This window comes from Aeromonas sp. CA23, assembly GCF_002587065.1.
GTDB classification, from domain to species: Bacteria; Pseudomonadota; Gammaproteobacteria; order Enterobacterales; family Aeromonadaceae; genus Aeromonas; species Aeromonas bestiarum.
Genome location: NZ_CP023818.1, coordinates 3,874,973 through 3,892,923, shown reverse-complemented (window position 1 = coordinate 3,892,923; position 17,951 = coordinate 3,874,973). Strand labels below are relative to the sequence as shown.

Genomic DNA, 17,951 nt, shown 5'->3' with positions numbered 1-17,951 from the left:
ATAGCTAATCAACTGAAAGCTCTTTCAACGGAAATTAATGGTCTTGCACCATTTTAAAAATAACATTCAGCTCGACAAGTTAATTAAAGGAATATAAATGCCAATAAATTTACATGATGGATGCAAGCAACGTTTAAAAAGCCAGCTTTCTATAGTGTTGGCTGATGTAAGACTCAGGAATTTGTCATTCGTTGAACGTTCAAGTCTATACAAGATTTTTGATTTAGAATCAATCTTGCCAAATACTGGTAATATAAAATCTGAACTAGAAAACTATATATCGGAAAGTCCATTATTTGATTTTGTTTATGGGGAACTATCCAAAATAGCTGATGAAATCGGAGAATATGATTCCACTCATCCTGATGAACCGTTAACCATTCTTGAAGGCTTCAATGATTTATCCTTAGTTGCAAGTAATTTGGTCGATAAATTTGATAGTCTACCCTGGAGGTATGCTTTTACATTCAATCTTGGGACTTCAATCACAGATTTTTTGACTGAGGAAGTGATAGCAATAGCTCCCGATATAAAATTATTAAAAGCTCGTGGAGAACTGGTCGATAAATTTCCTCTTAACTCTGGTATCCCTAATCGAGATAGATATTTACATGGTGGTGGATTGCTAGGATTGGCTGGACATGCAGAATGGAAAGAAAACTCTTTGTATGTACAGATAACGGCGAGTGGTTTCGTTGGTAAATATGTTACTACTACACCTGAGAATAGAGCTGTTGATACATTTAAGTCATTTCTCGGCTTAATGCTCGCAATGCGAGCTTTAAAAGTTAGCTATTCATATTCATCAAGTACAATCAAGAGCCGATTTTATATACATAAAGAAACCGATGTTTGGACTGTTGAAGATAGTAATGAATTAGATAGAGATGTCAGTAAAACAATATCAGATCTTCGGTTAGATGATTTAGACGGTTCGTTGAATACCGATGAGAAAAAAAATGGTTTCATATTAAATCGTTTAAGCTTGATATCTAAGGCTCTTTCTAGAGAAGAGGCTGAGAAATTAAGGCTTGCAGGGAAATGGTTATTTGATAGTTATTGTGGCAACAATGAGCTGCTGTCGTTTATTCAAACAACAGTATCCCTCGAGATTCTTCTTGGTGAGAAGTCTGTTTCAGACTTGATGGGTTTAGGTGAGCTGTTGAGAAATCGGTGTGCATACTTAATTGGTAATACACACTCACAAAGAGAGGAGATACTCGATGACTTTAAAAAGATCTACGATATAAGGTCTAGAATTGTCCATAGAGGCAAATCACAATTAAGCCGGTATGAGCGTGGACTTTTCCATAAGCTTCAATGGATGACCAATAGAGTTATTCAAGAAGAAATAGAATTGATTGGAAAAAATGCCTGACAAGTGCCGTAGGGTGCCATGAGATTGCACCGCTAATTTCGTGCATCTTAACATTGCACAAAAGCCGCACTGCAAACAGTGCAATGCGCTGGGCTTCTTGTACCCTAAGTGTTTCGTCAATCAGTTGGGGCCGAGCCTCGCCAAAGCAACAAAAGGGGCGATCTGCGCCCCGACTCTTCTAATGTTCCCGTTTTATATCGCCGCACGCTTGTCTGGCGCTACCTGATTGTCTGCTGACTCACAACCAACACTCCTGTTTTGCCTCCCATCAGGGTGAGCAGAGAAAGGCCACGTTCACTCATACCTCGCCGCTTCCCAAGCGTGTATCGCCTGTTTGCGGGTCTCGCCCCAGTGATAGCCGCCGAGTTTGCCGTTTTGTTGGATGACCCGGTGGCAGGGGATGACAAAGGCGACGGGGTTGGCGCCCACCACGAGGCCGATGGCTCTGGCGGCCATCTGTAACAAAACAGGCGATCTCGATCCCAATTTTCTATAATGCCCCCCTTTATCACCGCCGGGCCCATGTCCGGCGATGCCATATGGTCTGCTTAGTGTCGCTAAGCAGGACCACGACAAGATTGAGAAACGGTTATGCATACCCTGGAACAGCTGCGCGCGGGTGAACTGTGCGGCGCCCGCCATCTGAAGCTTTGTGAAAATCTGACGGAGTTCCCACCCGAGATCCTGAGCCTTAAAGAGACGCTGGAGGTGCTGGATCTCACCGGCAACCAGTTAAGTGAGCTTCCTGACGAGCTGGCCGGTTTCAGCAAACTGCGCATCATTTTCTTCTCCGAGAACCGTTTCACCGAGTTGCCCGAGGTGCTGGGGCGCTGCCCGGCACTCACCATGGTGGGCTTCAAGGCCAACCGGATCGCCACGGTTTCCGCAGCGTCGCTGCCAGTGGGCTTGCGCTGGCTGATCCTGACTGACAACGCCATCGAACAGTTGCCCGATGAGTTGGGTCAGTGCGCCGCCCTGCAAAAGCTGATGCTGGCGGGCAATCGCCTGCGTGAGCTGCCTGCCAGCCTTGCCAACTGCCGTAATCTGGAACTGCTGCGCATCGCCGCCAACCGGCTCGAGACATTCCCCGGCTGGCTGCTCACGCTGCCGCGCCTTTCCTGGCTCGCCTATTCCGGCAACCCCTTTAGTGAGGGGGAGGAGGCGCGGGCCATCGATGTGGATCATGTGGCTCATATCGCCACTGTGCCGTGGCGGGCGCTTGAGTTGGGTGAGCTGCTGGGGCAGGGGGCCTCTGGCGTGATCCATAGTGCTACCCGCATCACTTGCGACGGATTGCAGGGTGATGAACCGCAGGCGGTGGCGGTCAAGCTGTTCAAGGGGGCCGTGACCAGTGATGGCTTGCCTCACTGCGAGATGGCGGCGTCACTGGCGGCCGGCAACCATCCCAACCTCATCAGGGTGTTGGGGAAGGTGGTGGATCACCCCTCCGGCATGCCGGCGTTGGTGATGGCGCTGATAGACCCAACGTTTGCCAATCTGGCGGGGCCGCCGAGCCTGGACTCCTGCACTCGCGACGTCTATCCGGCAGGGTTGTCGTTCACTCCGACCACCCTGATTGCCATGGCGCAGGGCATAGCGGCTGCCGCGGGGCACCTGCATGAGCGAGGTATCATGCATGGCGATCTCTATGGCCATAACATACTGCACTCCTTGCAAGGGAAGGGCCGGGTGCTGCTCGGCGATTTTGGCGCGGCCTCTTGCTACGACCGCACGAAATGCGTGCTGGCCGAGGGGCTGGAGCGGATAGAGGTGAGGGCCTTTGGTTGCCTGCTGGACGAGTTGCTGGCGCGCTGCCAGCCGCAGAGCGAGGCGCTGCAGGATCTCATTCTGCTGGCTCGGGCATGTCTCTGCGAGCAGGTGTTGCAGCGACCCTCGTTCGCGCAGATCTCGGCCAGGATAACGGCAGTGGCGGCCATGATGGCGGCCGAGCCCGTCTGTGCCTGAGCCTGTGCGATTAGCGGGCATCTGACGGGCGGCGAACAGGGGTTGCACAGCACGCAGCACATCCTCATGACACAAAGATGTCAAAAAGGCGCCTTGGAGCGTCTTTTCATGTTGCAATCGTTTTTCTGGCAAAAATCACCCATAGGCCCGGTGCAAGGCTTGCGTGCGCCGGGTTAAGTTGTGATATTGAGGCATCTTCAGATAACAGGGGTATTAGGATGGAAGCTGCGTTTTGGCATCAGCGTTGGGAAGAGAACCGGATTGGCTTTCATCAGGCAGACTTCAATCGCTGGCTGCAATCCTGGTGGTCTGCCCAGCAACAGGATGAACCCGTGCTGGTGCCCCTGTGCGGCAAATCCCGCGACATGCTCTGGCTCAATGGCCTGGGCCACCCCATCGATGGCTTCGAGCTCTCGGCGCTCGCCATCGAGCAGTTTTTCAGTGAAAACCAGCTCACCGATACTCTCAGCGAGCTGGGCTCCTATCAGTGTCATCAGCACGGCTCCCTGCGCATTCATCAGGGGGATTTCTTTGCCGCCCCCGAGCTGGGGCGTCGCTATCGGCTGGCCTATGACAGGGCCGCCCTGATCGCCTTGCCGACGCAGATGCGCCACCAGTATGCGGAGCTGATGAGCCGCCTGATGGTAACCGGTGGCCAGATCTTGCTGGTGACCCTGGAATATCAGCCGGAGCAGCAGAAACAGCCGCCCTTCTCGGTGGGGGAGATGGAAGTGCGCACCCTGTTTGAGCGCGATTTTCGGGTGGAGGTGCTGGGCAGGGCCGCAGAGGTGGATCACCCCAGGGTGCTCTCCGGCCAGCTCTCCTACTTCGATGAAGTGGCCTATCGCCTGATCCGCCGGGGCTGAGGGGCGGCTGAAAGTGTGATCCCGCACGACAAAGCCGCAGGTCACGGACTCTTTGCTACCTCCTTTGACATAGATCAACGTGGCAAGGGAGGCTAATCCCTAAGATGAGCCTGTTTCTCAATCACTGTTGGCATCGGCAGATGAGCTCTGGTTTGAACCATATGGCCGATCATCAACTCAGTGTCTGATTTTCACGCTCATGTTCACTTTTGGCGGCTTAGGTCGCAATTGATTATGGTTTTTCCAGCCGACCCCCAGGGGTCGGCTTTTTATTGGGCGGGATTGGCTGATGGGCAAGCATGCCTGCTCAGGCCTCGAAGGTGCTGGCGTTGAGCCGAAACGCCCTGGGGTCATCGATAAACTGGCCCGTGATGCGCTCGTCGTGTTCGTGGCCCTGGCCATAGCTGCAGAGGATCAGCCGATCCGAGGTGCGTGAGCGCAACTGTATGATGAAGCGCACCAGATCGGCGCGGCTCAGCATGCCCACCTCCTCGCACACCCTTTCGCGCTGATCGAAGCCCAGATCCTTGTTGCCTATGCTGACCCAGAGCCGCTGGCCGCGACTGCGCAGGTTGGCATCCCGCTCGCTCAGCTGGGCCTGCAGGCCCACCTTGCTGTCTTGCCATTGCTGCTCGGTGAGCTCCAGCATGGCCAGCGGGAAGAGGTCGATGAACTCTTCCACCGCATCGAGCAGGTGTTGGGGGCCTGCCACCGGCGACTGGATATAGAAGATGAGGCCGGGGTGGCGGTTGAGGGGCAGGTTGCCGGCTCCCACCACGTAGCCGAGTTGCTGACGAGTGCGCAGCTCGTGAAAGAAGGTGGATGACATTATGTGGTTGGCCAGGGTGAAGCAGGCGAGATCTCGCGCCCGAGTAGTGCGGGACTGGTAGTAGACCAGCAGCGCCGAGTCTTCGTGTTCACACCCCTGCTCGCGAATGAGTGTCCCCCTGTCCTGGATGGCGATGAGCGGGCGGCGGGTCTCGGCACTGGGCTGGCTGTTGGCACCGAGATGGCGCTCCAGCAGGGCGGCCAGTTCGAGCGCCTCGGCGGCGTCCCAGTCACCGTGTACCAGGGCCTCTATGTGCACCTCGCCAAACAGCTGGGCGACAAACGCCGGCATCTCGTCAAGCTCCACGGTGCGCAGATGGCGCAGCAACTGCTCGAACGGCGGATTGTTCGGCTGCAACAGGCTGGTGAGCTGGTTGAACAGCTGGGAGATGGGGCGCGCCTTGGACTGGTTGTCCCAGTTGCGGATGAGCTGCTCCTTTATCTCGGCGAAGCGGCCCGGATCCGGATAGCCCAGGGTGCGGTTGCCGAGGATCATGTCCAGCAGCAGCGGCTGCTTGTCGGCAAAACCGCTCAGGTTGATGGTAAAACCGCCCTGGTGGGCATAGATCTGGTAGCCCAACCCCGCCAGCTCAGCCGGGTAGGTGAGGGCGTTGAGGTGATCGGTAAGCAGCTCCACCGCGAGCCGTGCCATGGCGATGTGGCGCGGACTTTTGACCGCGTGCTCGCTGTCGATGGAGATGTAGAGGTTGCCCTTGGGCACGCTGAACTGATGCTCGTGCAGATGCCAGAGCCGAAACCCTGGCCTGTCGATGAGGCAGGCGGGCATGTCGGCCTGCAGCGCCGGCTGGCGCGGATCGAGCCGGCTGCTGATAAAGGGGTTCGGCAAGGGCAGGGCGAGGGCCGGTTCAGGCTCGCTCTGCTGCCAGTGGATCTTCTCCGCCTCCGTGATGACGTCGACGCCATAGGGCGTCTGATACCAGCGGGCCAGGCGATCCGTGGCCAGCTCAGGCGCCGTGATGGTCATGCGCAGGTTGTGTGGCGTGAGCTTGGCGAGCAGACGGCGGATCAGCGCTTCGTCGTACTCGCGCATCATGTAGTCGCCGTAGAGCAGATCCTCGGGCGTGTAGCTGAACAGGTTCAACACCAGCCCGGAGACGGTGTCGAGGGCCCGGCCCCGCTCCTGGAAGCGGAACGCCGACTCGAGCACGGTGTGCTTCTCGTCGTAGCGCCAGTTTTCCACCCCGCCGCGCTCGATGAGCTTCAGGTAGCCGAACAGGGCGGCCACTATCTCGTTGACGTGTTCGAGCCCGAGCGGCGTGAGGCCAAAACTCACCCCGAAATCCTTGAAGTTGGCACCGCTGATGCCGCCCCCAGCGGAGAGCTGGTTGACCCAGCCTTTCGCTTTCAGCAGGGAGAGCAGGCTGCCATCCCCTTCATAGCCGATGAGGTGGCTCAGGAAGGTGAGGGGTTTTTTGTCATAAAACTCGTCGACGTTGGGCAGCGGGAAGGTGAGCGCCAGCTTGCGGGTCTCCTTGACCGGATTGATGCGGATGCGGATGCCGAGATCGTCGAGGCGATAGAGGGGGGTCGTCAGGGTAGGTATTCCCAAATTGCGATTCAAAATGGGAGCGAAAAAGCGATCGCACCAAGCCATCTGGGTCTTTATGGATTCAGGCGAAATCATCACCAGCGCCATGCGATCCGCGCTGTAGTGAGCTTCGTAGAACCGGATGAGATCGGCGCGCAGATCCCGACCGGGCAGATCCGCCAGGGTATCCAGGTTGCCGACCGAGAATTTGGAGAAGGGGTGGGCCGGGTTGACCGTCTCTTTATGTACCTGGTAGCTGCGGCGCACATCGTCCTGCAGCTTGAGGCGGTACTCGGAGTCGACCGCGTTGCGTTCCTTGTCCACCCACTCGGGGGTGAAGGTGGGGCAGATGAAGAACTGGGAAAAACGGTCGAGCCCGGCCTCGAAGAAGCCGTTGTCTATCTCGAAAAAGAAGTTGGTGAACTCGGTGCCTGTCCAGGCATTGTTGCTGCCGCCATGACGGCTCATAAATTGCTGGTACTCACCAGGCTTGGGATAAGTACGAGTGCCAAGGAACAGCATATGCTCAAGGAAATGAGCCATCCCCTGCCGATCGGCCGGATCGTCGAAATGACCTGTGTTGACGGCCAGGGAAGCGGCAGACTTGTCGGTATCGGGATCGCAGATCAACAAGACCCTGAGCCGGTTTGCCAGCTCCAGATAGTGGTACTGCCGATGGTCATTAGGACTGGCATATGGGCTCATTGGGGCGTGACTCATGTTGGATTTATTTGAATTTAAACATGATTATCGACCCCGCTATCCAGTGAGGCAAACCCTTTTCTGAGAGGTAGCGCAATTGTTTCCCCCGGCATGGCGGGGTAAGATCCCCCCGCTATCAAAACAGGCCCCTTGGGCGAGGTTGTAATGAAAATCTACATAATGCGTCATGGCCAGGCTGGCATGAATGCGAAAACAGATGAACAGCGTCCACTGACCGAGCAGGGCATCGAAGAGTCCATTCACATGGCCAGTTGGCTGGCCCCTCAGCTGGATGGCGAACTGGATTTGGTGGTTCACAGCAATTACCTGCGTGCCAGACAAACCTGGCAGAGCATATGCAGTGAATTACCCAAGGCCGCCAGGGTCGAGGAGAGCAGCGAGATCACCCCCTATGGCGACCCGGCGTTTGTCGCGAGTTATCTCACTGCGTTGGCGGCAACACATGACAATATTTTGATGGTCAGCCACCTGCCGCTGGTGGGTTACCTGGTGCAGAGCCTCTGTCCGGCAGCGGGTGCGCCCATGTTTGCCACCTCGGGTCTGGCCTGCATCGAGTGGCAAGATGACAAGGGGGTCTTGCTCTGGCTGGAAGGACCACATACAATACGCTAAAAGTTAATAAAAAGTTATAAATTGGTTTTTTGGGGAAGAGAGTCGCGATTTTTCCGGATTTTTATATAGAATTTACGGAATTATTTCGCAGAAGCTGCTGTCATACGGATACAACTGCAAGAGGTTGCAAACGATGAGAGTGTTCAAGAAGTACCTGCCGCTGATGGTGGCAAAACATGTCAAAACCTTCTTCAAGGGACGGATCTATATCCACGGCAGGGGGCGTTTTGATTTCCAGTCAGGCTTGCTGATGATGCCAACGCCAGCTGACATTCCCCACCGCCAGACCGTGGTCGAGGTCAACGCCATGATCTCCAGACTGCACATGGATGCGGTGTGATACTTTCACTATCCCATCCAGACGCTTCATGCCCGCCACCGTGCGGGCATGATTGTTTTTGGCCCTGATCTGCCCGAATTGGCTCTGTTCGATTCCGTTTCAAACCCGCCTGTATCGGCAAGGCCGGCAAGCACTTGCTAATCCTGTTTGCCTCTCTATACTTCCCGCCGGAAATACCCGCTGCTTTCTTCTGGATATAGTGATGCCCCTTGCCTTCTTGTTTCCCTTCTCCTGCATGGCCATCTGGGCCGGCAACGCCATCGTCAGCAAGTTGGCGGTGGGCGTGCTCTCACCCGCGGCGCTGGCCTGGTCGCGCTGGATGGTGGCCGCCATCATATTGACGCCTTTCCTCGCGCACCGCGCCTGGCGCGATCGCGCCAAGCTGCGGGCCGGCTTCTACCAGTTGGCGGCGCTGGCCCTGCTCGGCATGGTGTTGAACCAGACCTTCGGTTACTACGCGGCGCAAACCCTGGGGGCGACCGAAATCGGCCTGATGATGGGGCTGACCCCGCTGATGACAGTGGTGCTCAGCATCTGGCTGCTGCGCGAGCGCCCAACCTGGGGCGCCCTGCTCGGCGGCGTCATCTCCATTCTGGGGCTGGCCATCTTGCTGGGGCAGGGGGATCCCTCCCGCCTGATCACCCAGGGCATTCACATCGGCTCCGTCTATATGCTGCTGTCGGCGGGCACTTATGCGCTTTACAGCGTGCTGCTCAAGAAGTGGGATCTGGGGCTGGACAACTGGTCCATGCTCTATGGCCAGGTGCTGTGCAGCCTGCTGTTTCTCACCCCGTTCTACCTGCTGGTGGACGGGCAGTGGCCAGATGGCCGCGCGCTCTGGCTCATCCTCTACGCCGGTATTCCTACCTCGGCCTTGTCACCCTGGCTCTGGATGCAGGGCATAGCTCTGTTGGGGGCGAGCCGTACCGCCATCTTCATGAACCTGTTGCCTGTGATGACGGCGGCGCTGGCCATCAGCTGGCTCGGGGAAAAGCTGACCAGCTATCACCTGATAGGGGGCGGCATGACACTGCTAGGGGTCTTGCTGGCGCAACTGCTGGTGCAGCCTGTGGTGCTGCGCCGGCGCCGGGTGGCGCTGGCCGCCTGCCGGGAAGATTGAAAAAAAGACCGCCTTCGAGGCGGTCTTTTTATTCAGGGGCTCAGGGCGTCACTGCGCGATGAGATAGAGGTCTTTGGAGTAGACCACGTCTTGCGGGTTCTGATAGGGATAGCCCTTGATGTTGGGCTTGAGCAGCCGCGACTTGACGTAGAAGTAGACGGGGGCGATGGGGGCCTCGTCATCGATCAGCGCCTCGGCCTGCTGATAGAGCTGGTTGCGCTCGGCTGGATCCTTGGAGTCATGGGCCTTGGCCAGCAGGGCATCATACTGCTTGTTGAACCACTTGCCGCTGTTGGCGCTGCTGCTGGAGGTCATGATGTCGAGGAAGGTCGACGCATCGTTGTAATCCCCGTTCCAGGAGTAGCGGCTGACGCCGAAATCCCCCTCGTTGAGCACTGACACCATGGTTTTCCACTCCATGTTGTTGAGCTTGGCGCTGACCCCCAGGTTGTGCTTCCACATGGAGGAGATGGCCAGGGCTATCTTCTTGTGCCCCTCGCTGGTGTTGTAGAGGATGTCCACATCCAGTGGCTTGCCCGGGCCGTAGCCCGCCTCGCTCAGCAACGCTTTCGCCTGCTTGATCCTCTCTTCCTTGCTCAGCAACTGGCTGGCAGGGCGCTTGAGTTCGAAGCCGTCGACGCTCGGCGGGGTCAGGCTGAAGGCGGAGATCTGACCCTGTCCCAGGATCTTCTCGGTGATGGTGTCTCTGTCGATGGCAAGCGACAGCGCCTTGCGCACCTTGGGATTGTCGAACGGTTTGCGCTGGGTGTTGAACACATAGTAATAGGTGGCGAGCAGCGGGGCATTGATCAGCTCCTCCGGGCTCTGGCTCTTGAGCTGCTTGTACTGCTCCAGCGGATAGGTGGTGTAGTGCAGCTCACCGGCGCGATAGCGGTTGTAGGCGGCGGTGTCCGAGACTATCTCCAGATAGAGCACCTTGTTCAGCACTGTATGCTGGTTGTCCCAGTAATGGGGGTTGCGCTCGGAGATGAGGCGCTCGTTGGGGGTCCACTCCTTGAGCACGAAGGCGCCGTTGGAGACTATGTTGCCCGGCTTGACCCACTCATGACCGAACTTCTCTATGGTCGCCTTCGGCGCCGGGAAGGTGGTGTAGTGAGAGAGGGTTTTGAGGAAGAAGGGCACAGGGTTCTTTAAGGTGATCTGCAGGGTATGGGCATCGAGTGCCTTGATGCCGAGGGTATCCGGACTCTTCTTGCCCTGCACCACATCGCTGGCGTTGGTGACGCCGGTCAGCTCGATGAACCAGGCGTAGTTGGAGGCGTTTCTGGGATCCGCCGCCCGCTGCCAGCCATAGACATAATCTGCCGCCGTGACCGGCTCGCCGTTGGACCATTTGGCCTCGGGTCTGAGCTTGAAGGTGTAGACGGTGCCCGTGCTGTCGAGCTCGTAGCCAAGGGCGCCGGCGGCTTGCAGCTTGCCGTCGCCATCCAGGGTGTAGAGCCCCTCGAACAGATCGTTGACTATATCGCTGCCCGCGCTCTCTTCCACCATCTGGGGATCGATGGAGGCGGGTTCAGTGCCTATATTGCGCACGAAGGTTTGTTGATCGGCGGCTAGCAGCTTGGTGCCGGGCGGTACCTGGGCGGCCAGGGCGGGTAATGCGAACAGGGCGGCAACCGTGCCGGCAATGAGTGTCCTTTTCATTGAATATCCTTATGTTTTTTTGCTTCCAAAGCCTGGCCAGTGTGCTGGATTGATCTGGAGATCTCAAGAGGGGGACGCTGACCTTGCCGTCCGCTACCCAGATAGGGGGCCAAGTGGGCTGTTGCACCCACCATGGCGGCCTGTTCGTGACTTTTCACCACGAATTAACATGGTGAAAGTCACCGATTGGCACCGATTAAAGGGGGTTTTGACAGGGGCTCGACGGCCAGGGTGCGCATTTATCCAGCGGCTTAATTCGCTGCAAAAACAAAAAACAGGCGTTACATTAGGTTACAAAACAAGGCTGCCGAGGATCGGCACTTTTTTTGTTGACGCGTGCAAACGTTTTCAAAGCCAACGGAAACGATCTTAAAGGAACAATAATGCGAAACATGATCACCATGGGCGAGTTCATCGTCAAAAAGCAGGCGGATTATCCCACCGCGACCGGGGAGCTGACCTCATTGCTCAGTTCCATCCGCCTGGCCGCCAAGGTGGTGAACCGGGAGATCAACAAGGCGGGGCTGGCAGACATCATCGGCTCCATGGGCGCTGAAAACGTGCAGGGCGAGGTGCAGCAGAAGCTGGATGTGTACGCCAACGAGCGCTTCAAGGCGGCGCTGGAGGCCCGCGGCGAAGTGTGCGGCATGGCCTCCGAAGAGGAGGAGGATTTTGTCTCCTTCGATTCCGAGCTCTCCCGTCACTCCAAATACGTGGTGCTGATCGACCCGCTCGACGGCTCCTCCAACATAGATGTCAACGTCTCGGTCGGTACCATCTTCTCCATCTACCGCCGCGTCAGCACGCCCGGTGCCGGTGTTACCCTGGAAGACTTCCTGCAGCCGGGCAACCGCCAGGTCGCCGCCGGTTACGTGGTCTACGGCTCCTCCACCATGCTGGTCTACACCACCGGCTTTGGTGTCAACGGCTTCACCTACGACCCCTCCATCGGCTGCTTCTGCCTTTCCCACGAGAACATCCGCATCCCGGAGGAGGGCAAGATCTACTCCATCAACGAGGGCAACTACATCAAGTTCCCGGACGGGGTGAAGAAATACCTCAAATATTGCCAGGAGCGGGACGAGGCGACCCACAGACCCTACACCTCCCGCTACATCGGCTCACTGGTCTCCGATTTCCATCGCAACCTGCTCAAGGGCGGCATCTACATCTATCCGTCCGGCACCAATTCTCCGAACGGCAAGCTGCGCCTGCTCTACGAGTGCAACCCCATGGCGTTTCTGGTGGAGCAGGCCGGTGGCAAGGCGTCCGACGGTTTCGGCCGGATCATGGATGTGCAGCCCACAGCACTGCACCAGCGCACCCCTTACTTCGTCGGTTCCACCAAGATGGTGGAGCGGGCCGAGGCCTTCATGCGGGAGTTCTCCGCCCATGAGGATCCTGCCAGTCAGGGGTGATGCCAGGATGTCGTGCCTGCGATGAGCAGATAAAAAACGGGAGCCAATTTGGCTCCCGTTTTGTTTGGGTGAGGTCGCTTGCCTCAGTGACTGGTATGGCTGGCAAGATCCGCCAGCAAGCCATCCACCAGTTTCAGGCGCATGGCGCGGTCTTGGGTCGGCACCTGGAAGCGCAAGCGGGTCGGCCCATCCATCTTGTAGATGCGCGGCTGCTCGGAGAGCAGCTTGACCAGATAGCCAGGGTTGACCCGGGTCTCCTGGGTGAAGTCCAGGTAACCGCCGCGCTCGCTCATCTCCACCCGGCGAATGCCAAGGGCGGTGGCACGCTGGCGGAAGGCGGCCAGCTCCATCAGGGTTTTGGTTGCCTCCGGCAGCAGGCCGAAGCGATCGATGAGCTCCACCTTCAACTCGCGCAGCTCCTGCTCGTCCGCCGCGCTGGCGATGCGCTTGTACATGGAGAGGCGCATGTTGACGTCCGGTATGTAGTCGTCCGGCAAGAGCGCGGGCAGGCGCAGCTCCACTTCGGTGTGCTGGCTCATCAGCTGCTCCAGCGACGGCTCCTTGCCATTTTTCAGCGCCTCGACCGCCTGCTCCAGCATCTCCATGTAGAGGGTGAAGCCGACCGATTCGATCTGGCCGCTCTGATCGTCGCCCAGCAGTTCGCCGGCGCCGCGGATCTCCAGATCGTGGGTCGCCAGCGCAAAGCCGGCACCGAGATCTTCGAGCGAGGCGATGGCCTCGAGCCGTTTGACCGCATCCTTGCTCATCAGCTTGGGATGGGGGGTGAGCAGGTAGGCATAGGCCTGGTGGTGGGAGCGGCCAACCCGGCCCCGCAACTGATGCAGCTGGGCCAGCCCCAGATGATCGGCGCGGTCCATAATGATGGTGTTGGCACTCGGCACGTCTATGCCGGTCTCTATGATGGTGGTGCAGACCAGCAGGCTGAAGCGCTGGTGGTAGAAGTCCGACATGACTCGCTCGAGATCGCGCTCGCGCATCTGGCCGTGGGCGATGCCGATGCGCGCCTCGGGCACCAGTTCGGCGAGATCGCTGGCGCATTTTTCGATGCTCTCCACGTCGTTGTGCAGGTAGTAGACCTGGCCGCCGCGCTTGAGTTCACGCAGCACGGCCTCGCGGGTGACCGCGGGCTCCTGCTGGCGTACGAAGGTCTTGATGGCGAGCCGCTTGGCGGGCGGGGTAGCTATGATGGAGAGATCCCGCATGCCGGCCATCGCCATGTTGAGGGTACGCGGGATCGGCGTCGCCGTGAGGGTGAGAATATCCACGTCGGCCCGCAGCGCCTTGATCTTCTCCTTCTGGCGCACCCCGAATCTGTGCTCCTCATCGACGACCAGCAGCCCCAGATCCTTGAAGGTGAGCTCTGAACCCAAGAGTTTGTGGGTGCCTATGATGATGTCGACCTTGCCCTCGCGCAGCTCTTTCATGACGGCATTCTGCTCCTTGGCGGAGCGGAAGCGGCTCAACACCTCGACCCGCACCGGCCAGTTGGCGAAGCGATCGCGGAAGTTGTCGTAGTGCTGCTGGGCCAGCAGGGTGGTCGGCACCAGCACGGCCACCTGCTTGCCGCCATGGACCGCCACGAAGGCCGCTCGCATCGCCACTTCCGTCTTGCCAAAGCCCACGTCGCCGCATACCAGCCGGTCCATGCTCTTGGCCTGACACATGTCCCCCAGCACAGCGTTGATGGCGTTGAGCTGATCTTCTGTCTCCTCGAACGGGAAACCGGCGGCAAACTGGCGGTAGGCCTCCCTGTCGTGCTGGAAGGCAAAACCGTGACGGGCCGCCCGCAGGGCGTACACATCCAGCAGCTCGGCCGCCACGTCGCGCACTTTCTCCGCCGCCTTGCGCCGCGCCTTGACCCAGGCCTCGCCGCCGAGCTTGTGGCTGGGCGGGTTGTCAGAACCCGTATAGCGGCTGATAAGATGCAGACTGGTCACCGGCACGAACAGCTTGTCGCCACCGGCGTATTCCAGGGTCAGGAACTCGGTGGGCAGACCGCCGGCATCTATGGTCTCGAGTCCGAGATAGCGGCCGACCCCGTGATCCAGGTGCACCACAGGCTGGCCCTGGGTCAGCTCGCCGAGGTTGCGGATCACGGCGTCCGAGCTCAGGTTCTTGCTCTTCTCCCGCGCGCGTTTGCTGCGGACCTTGCCCCCCAGCAGCTCGGTCTCTGTGATGAGGGCGAGCGCGTCCTTGCCGCTCTCCTGCAGCAGGAAGCCTCGCTCCAGTGGCGCCACCAGCAGGCCGTGGCGCGCCTTGCTCGCCATGAAGGACTCGAGGGAGGCGAACTCCTTGGGTTGCAAGGATATTCGTGCCAGCAGATCGCCGAGCACTTCCCGGCGTCCTTCGGATTCCACCGCAAACAGTGTGCGGCCCGTGAAGCTGTCCAGGAACTGGCCCAGCGCCAGCATGGGCTGCTCCTTGCTGTGATCGAGCTGCAGGTCGGGCAGGGGGGCTATGGGGAGATCCCGTTGGCCGGCCCCGCCGTCGGTGGCTACCTCCTGCAACCGCACGGCGCCATAGTGGCCCAGCGCCGCAAACAGCTGCTCCACCGGCAGGTAGATTTGTTGAGGGGGCAGCAGCGGGCGGGTGTTGTCCCAGCGTCTGTCCTCATAGCGCTGGCCTATGTCGTTCCAGAACCGCTGGGCCGCGGGATAGATATCCCCTACTGTGAGCAGCAGGGTGTTGTCCGGCAGATAATCGAACAGGCTGGCGGTCTGACTGAAGAAGAGCGGTAGATAGTATTCGATGCCGGCGGGCCAGCGCCCCTTGCTCACCTCCTGATAGACGGAGCCCTCGGCGCGCGACAGCTCGAACTGTTCGCGAAATTGGCCGCGAAACAGCTCAATGGCGGCCTCGTCGGTGGGAAACTCCCGGGCCGGCAGCAGGCTGACCGTCTTGACCGGTTCGCTGGAGCGCTGGGTCTCGGGATCGAACGGGCGTATGGAGTCCACCTCGTCATCGAAAAAGTCGATGCGATAGGGGCTGTTGCTGCCCATGGGGAAGAGATCGAGCAGTGAGCCACGGGCGGCAAATTCCCCGTGCTCCAGCACCTGTTCCACCGCCACGTAGCCGGCTTCGGCCAGGCGCCCCCGCAACTGTTGCAGGTTGAGACGCTGGCCGGCCTTCACCATCAGGCTGTACTTGTCGAGATAGACCCGGGGGGCGCAGCGCAGCATCAGGGTGGAGATGGGCACGATCAGCACGCCGGCGCTCATCTGCGGCAGCTTGTAGAGGGTCTCGAGGCGCTGGGAGATGATGTCCTGATGGGGAGAGAAGGTGTCGTAGGGCAGGGTCTCCCAGTCCGGGAACATCAGCACAGGCAAGCCCTGATCTGCCAGCAGGAACTGCAGCTCCTGCTCGAGGCGCAGGGCACTCGGGGTATCGGCGGTCACCAGCAGGACGGGGCGGTCGGCCTCCTGGGTGAGGCGGGCGGCAACCAGCGAGAGGCTGCTGCCTGTCAACTGGCCGAGCGTTAACTTTTGGCCCGCCTTGGCGGGCAAGGCGGGAAGCTTCATTGGCATCATTCGATTCTTTTAACGTTGGCGGTCTTGCGCACGAAGTTTGAGTTGCTTGGATTGCACATGCAGGCTGGCACGCACCAGCAGTTCGCGGTCATCCTCGCGGATCCGCACATAGTCGAGCACCACGTGCATGCCGTGCTCGCTCGGTTCCAGCTGCTTGACCTGGCCGTAGCAGTAGATGGCGGAAGCCTCTTCCCGCAGGAAGATCTTGAGCCGCACTATCTGGTGCAGGTGCGGCGGTTCACCATGGCCCTGGCGCGGATGCAGGTAAGTGAGCTGGCCGGCGCCAAAGCGCAGGGTGTGGAAGCGATGTTCGGGGTGATCCTGCACCGACAGCACATAGCCCATGATCATGTCGATCTTGCGGGACTGCTGATTGACTATCTCCACCAGGTCGTGCATCGACTCGTTCTGGTTGCGCATCAGGCGACTGGTCACCATGTCGATGGAGGTGATGGAGGAGGCGATGCGAAAGGGTTCGGGCAGTTCGGCTTCCAGTGCCTCCAGCGTCGGCAGATGAAAGTCACCGGGCATGGGGATCACATTGACCGGGGTGGCATGGGTGACGCTGAAGAACTGTTCCTGCATGGAGGCTATCCCTTGTTGTCATGGACGGTTTCCCTTTATTATCCGGTATCTTATTTTGTTGGCAACGTAGATATCCTTGAAGACTGGACTTTTTCAGCCGCTGTCGCTGGCCATAGGCCTTCGCTACGCAGGCTCACGACGCAGTAACCGCTTCGTTTCATTCATCTCCCTGTTCTCCACCTTTGGTATCGCCATCGGGGTCGCGGCCCTGATGGTGGTCATCTCCGTGATGAACGGCTTCGAGGGGCAGCTCAAGGGCCGCATCCTGGGGGTGATCCCCCATGTGGTGGTGACCAATCAGGCTGGCCGCATCGACGCCCAGCCCGCAGGCTTGCCCGATCTGGCCAAATTGCCCCATGTGATCGCCAGCGCCCCCATGCTCGACAGCGAAGGCATGCTGCAGAGCCCGGGTCAGCTCACCGGCGTCAGCGTGCAGGGCATAGATCCGGCCCGCTGGCCAAAGGATGACATACTGCACGCCCAGATGCAGATGGGGCGCCTCGACAGCCTGCAGCGCGGTGAATACCACATAGTGCTGGGGCAGGGGGTGGCCAATCGCCTCAAGGTCTCCATGGGCGATCAGGTTCGTCTGATCCTGACCGAAGGCACCCGTTTCACCCCCTTTGGCCGGGTGCCGGCCCAGCGGCTGTTTACCGTCTCCGGGATCTTCGGGGTCGGTGCCGACGTGGACAGCCAGGTCGCGCTGATCGCGCTGGGGGATGCCCAGCGTCTGCTGCGCCTGCCGACAGAAACCGTCGGCGGCATTCGGCTCTGGCTGGACGATCCCTTCGCCGCCGACCAGGTGATCAAGACGGCGCTGCCGGACGGACTGGAGTGGCAGGACTGGCGCCGCGAGCGCGGCGAGCTGTTCCAGGCCGTCGCCATGGAGAAGCGCATGATGGGGCTGATGCTGGTGCTGATCATCGCGGTCGCCACCTTCAACATCCTCTCCGCCCTGGTGATGGTGGTCACCGACAAGGAAGGGGAGGTGGCCATTTTGCGCACCATGGGCATGAGCGAGGCAGGGATAGTCAAGATCTTCATGGTGCTCGGCGCCTCCAGCGGTGTGATCGGCGCCCTGCTCGGCGGTCTGGCCGGGCTCGGCCTTTCGCTCGGCCTCAACCCCCTGCTCGATGCGGTGGGGCTCAACCTCTACATGACGGCCGGTGGCAGCGGTCTGCCGGTGATAGTGGAGCCGGCTCAGGTCATCACCATCTTGCTGGGGGCCGTGCTGCTCAGCTTCAGTGCCACCCTTTACCCGGCGGCCCGTGCGGCGCGGGTGAAACCGGCCGAGGCACTGCGTTATGAATAAGTCATCTTCTCTTGTTACATCCGGCGTTAGTGGAGCCCAGTT

Annotated in this window: 12 protein-coding genes and 1 pseudogene; 8 read left to right on the top strand and 5 right to left on the bottom strand. The window is 59.0% G+C overall.

Annotated features, from left to right (window positions below):
* Positions 1-97: 97 nt before the first annotated feature.
* The gene (locus CK910_RS23850; RefSeq protein WP_157774642.1) at positions 98-1,378 is read left to right on the top strand and encodes a HEPN domain-containing protein; all 1,281 of its coding nucleotides are present in this window, start codon (positions 98-100) and stop codon (positions 1,376-1,378) included.
* A 294-nt stretch (positions 1,379-1,672) separates the two neighbouring features.
* On the opposite strand, the pseudogene CK910_RS18010 reads toward CK910_RS23850, so the two are convergent.
* A pseudogene (locus tag CK910_RS18010) lies at positions 1,673-1,831 on the bottom strand (methylated-DNA--[protein]-cysteine S-methyltransferase); the annotation flags it as partial.
* 138 nt (positions 1,832-1,969) lie between these two features.
* Here CK910_RS18010 and CK910_RS18005 point away from each other — a divergent pair.
* Both CK910_RS18005 and CK910_RS18000 read left to right on the top strand, forming a co-directional pair.
* Positions 1,970-3,343, top strand: a complete 1,374-nt coding sequence (locus CK910_RS18005) for a leucine-rich repeat-containing protein kinase family protein (protein WP_098984213.1) — start codon at positions 1,970-1,972, stop codon at positions 3,341-3,343.
* Between the two features lie 218 nt (positions 3,344-3,561).
* Positions 3,562-4,209 carry a thiopurine S-methyltransferase gene (locus CK910_RS18000; protein ID WP_098984212.1) on the top strand — a complete coding sequence of 216 codons (648 nt, stop codon included), beginning with the start codon at positions 3,562-3,564 and terminating at the stop codon, positions 4,207-4,209.
* A gap of 307 nt (positions 4,210-4,516) precedes the next feature.
* Here CK910_RS18000 and CK910_RS17995 read toward each other — a convergent pair whose 3' ends face one another.
* Positions 4,517-7,291, bottom strand: coding sequence for an insulinase family protein (locus tag CK910_RS17995; protein WP_098984211.1), 2,775 nt, complete (start codon positions 7,289-7,291; stop codon positions 4,517-4,519).
* A 162-nt stretch (positions 7,292-7,453) separates the two neighbouring features.
* On the opposite strand from CK910_RS17995, the gene sixA reads away from it, so the two are divergent.
* The 3 genes from sixA (at position 7,454) to CK910_RS17980 (ending at position 9,381) form a co-directional block, all read left to right on the top strand.
* A complete protein-coding gene (gene sixA / locus CK910_RS17990) occupies positions 7,454-7,921 on the top strand; it encodes a phosphohistidine phosphatase SixA (RefSeq protein WP_043136349.1) in 468 nt (155 codons plus the stop codon).
* A 133-nt stretch (positions 7,922-8,054) separates the two neighbouring features.
* On the top strand, positions 8,055-8,261 hold the full coding sequence (locus CK910_RS17985; RefSeq protein WP_157774641.1) for a DUF1107 domain-containing protein: 207 nt from the start codon (positions 8,055-8,057) through the stop codon (positions 8,259-8,261).
* Positions 8,262-8,463: 202 nt separating this feature from the next.
* Positions 8,464-9,381 (top strand): DMT family transporter, encoded by a 918-nt coding sequence (locus tag CK910_RS17980; RefSeq protein ID WP_098984209.1) that lies wholly within the window; start codon positions 8,464-8,466, stop codon positions 9,379-9,381.
* 48 nt (positions 9,382-9,429) lie between these two features.
* Here the strand turns inward: CK910_RS17980 and CK910_RS17975 are convergent, their stop codons facing one another.
* Positions 9,430-11,046 carry a peptide ABC transporter substrate-binding protein gene (locus CK910_RS17975; protein WP_098984208.1) on the bottom strand — a complete coding sequence of 539 codons (1,617 nt, stop codon included), beginning with the start codon at positions 11,044-11,046 and terminating at the stop codon, positions 9,430-9,432.
* Between the two features lie 383 nt (positions 11,047-11,429).
* Here CK910_RS17975 and fbp point away from each other — a divergent pair, with 383 nt between their 5' ends.
* Positions 11,430-12,464 carry a class 1 fructose-bisphosphatase gene (gene fbp / locus CK910_RS17970; RefSeq protein ID WP_043555489.1) on the top strand — a complete coding sequence of 345 codons (1,035 nt, stop codon included), beginning with the start codon at positions 11,430-11,432 and terminating at the stop codon, positions 12,462-12,464.
* 83 nt (positions 12,465-12,547) lie between these two features.
* Here the strand turns inward: fbp and mfd are convergent, their stop codons facing one another.
* Positions 12,548-16,012 carry a transcription-repair coupling factor gene (mfd, locus tag CK910_RS17965; protein ID WP_098984207.1) on the bottom strand — a complete coding sequence of 1,155 codons (3,465 nt, stop codon included), beginning with the start codon at positions 16,010-16,012 and terminating at the stop codon, positions 12,548-12,550.
* Positions 16,013-16,021: 9 nt separating this feature from the next.
* Positions 16,022-16,597, bottom strand: coding sequence for a PilZ domain-containing protein (locus CK910_RS17960; protein WP_042871557.1), 576 nt, complete (start codon positions 16,595-16,597; stop codon positions 16,022-16,024).
* A 76-nt stretch (positions 16,598-16,673) separates the two neighbouring features.
* On the opposite strand from CK910_RS17960, the gene CK910_RS17955 reads away from it, so the two are divergent.
* Positions 16,674-17,909, top strand: coding sequence for a lipoprotein-releasing ABC transporter permease subunit (locus tag CK910_RS17955; RefSeq protein WP_098984206.1), 1,236 nt, complete (start codon positions 16,674-16,676; stop codon positions 17,907-17,909).
* Positions 17,910-17,951: the final 42 nt, after the last annotated feature.

Bases quoted from the DNA above. Each gene is read 5' to 3' on its own strand.
- CK910_RS23850 (WP_157774642.1), top strand. From the start codon at position 98: ATGCCAATAAATTTACATGATGGATGCAAGCAACGTTTAAAAAGCCAG.
- CK910_RS18005 (WP_098984213.1), top strand. From the start codon at position 1,970: ATGCATACCCTGGAACAGCTGCGCGCGGGTGAACTGTGCGGCGCCCGC.
- CK910_RS18000 (WP_098984212.1), top strand. From the start codon at position 3,562: ATGGAAGCTGCGTTTTGGCATCAGCGTTGGGAAGAGAACCGGATTGGC.
- CK910_RS17995 (WP_098984211.1), bottom strand. From the start codon at position 7,291: ATGAGCCCATATGCCAGTCCTAATGACCATCGGCAGTACCACTATCTG.
- sixA (WP_043136349.1), top strand. From the start codon at position 7,454: ATGAAAATCTACATAATGCGTCATGGCCAGGCTGGCATGAATGCGAAA.
- CK910_RS17985 (WP_157774641.1), top strand. From the start codon at position 8,055: ATGAGAGTGTTCAAGAAGTACCTGCCGCTGATGGTGGCAAAACATGTC.
- CK910_RS17980 (WP_098984209.1), top strand. From the start codon at position 8,464: ATGCCCCTTGCCTTCTTGTTTCCCTTCTCCTGCATGGCCATCTGGGCC.
- CK910_RS17975 (WP_098984208.1), bottom strand. From the start codon at position 11,046: ATGAAAAGGACACTCATTGCCGGCACGGTTGCCGCCCTGTTCGCATTA.
- fbp (WP_043555489.1), top strand. From the start codon at position 11,430: ATGCGAAACATGATCACCATGGGCGAGTTCATCGTCAAAAAGCAGGCG.
- mfd (WP_098984207.1), bottom strand. From the start codon at position 16,012: ATGATGCCAATGAAGCTTCCCGCCTTGCCCGCCAAGGCGGGCCAAAAG.
- CK910_RS17960 (WP_042871557.1), bottom strand. From the start codon at position 16,597: ATGCAGGAACAGTTCTTCAGCGTCACCCATGCCACCCCGGTCAATGTG.